The organism is Microbacterium sp. Leaf351, from assembly GCF_001423825.1.
Taxonomy (GTDB): domain Bacteria; phylum Actinomycetota; class Actinomycetes; order Actinomycetales; family Microbacteriaceae; genus Microbacterium; species Microbacterium ginsengisoli.
Genome location: NZ_LMPK01000012.1, coordinates 30,813 through 31,454, shown reverse-complemented (window position 1 = coordinate 31,454; position 642 = coordinate 30,813). Strand labels below are relative to the sequence as shown.

At 75.9% G+C, this 642-nt stretch carries 1 protein-coding gene; it reads left to right on the top strand.

The features are described 5' to 3' along the window. Positions 1 to 642: dienelactone hydrolase family protein (locus ASG00_RS14370; RefSeq protein WP_327037488.1), on the top strand; the 642-nt coding region annotated here is incomplete at both ends.

Below are 642 nucleotides of genomic sequence, written 5' to 3'. Positions count from 1 at the left end.
GATGTGAGCGACGGCTTCGACGAGAGATGGGATGCCGCAGACTTCACCGCCGCGGGCCTCACCCACCGGGTGTTCCGACGCGGCACCGGTCCCGGCGTCGTTCTGGTCCCCGAGATCCCCGGTGCGACCCCCGAGGTGATCGGCCTCGCCGACCTGCTCGTCGAGGCGGGGTTCCGCGTCGCGGTGCCCTCGATCATCGGCACTCCGGGTCGTCCCGCGACCGGCGGCTACCTCGCGGCCTCCGCCCTGCGCATGTGCGTGTCGCGCGAGTTCGCGGCGTTCGCCCGCCGGGCCGATCGGCCGGTCACGTCCTACCTCCGCGCGCTCGCGCGCGACCTGCACACCGAGTCGGGCGGTGCCGGCGTCGGCATGATCGGCATGTGCTTCTCGGGCGGCTTCGCGCTCGCCGCCGCCGTCGAGCCGGCCGTCATCGCGCCGGTGCTGTCGCAGCCCGCCCTGCCGCCCGCCTTCGGCGCCGGCGCGCACGCCACCGGACTCACCGAGGCCGCCGAGGCGACCCTTGCCACCCGCGTGCGCGATGAGGGACTGTGCGCCCTGGGTCTGCGCTTCACCGCCGACCGCAGCGTGCCGGCGTCCCGCTTCGCCGCGTTCGAGCGGGCGCTCGGCGAGGGCTGGCGCGCG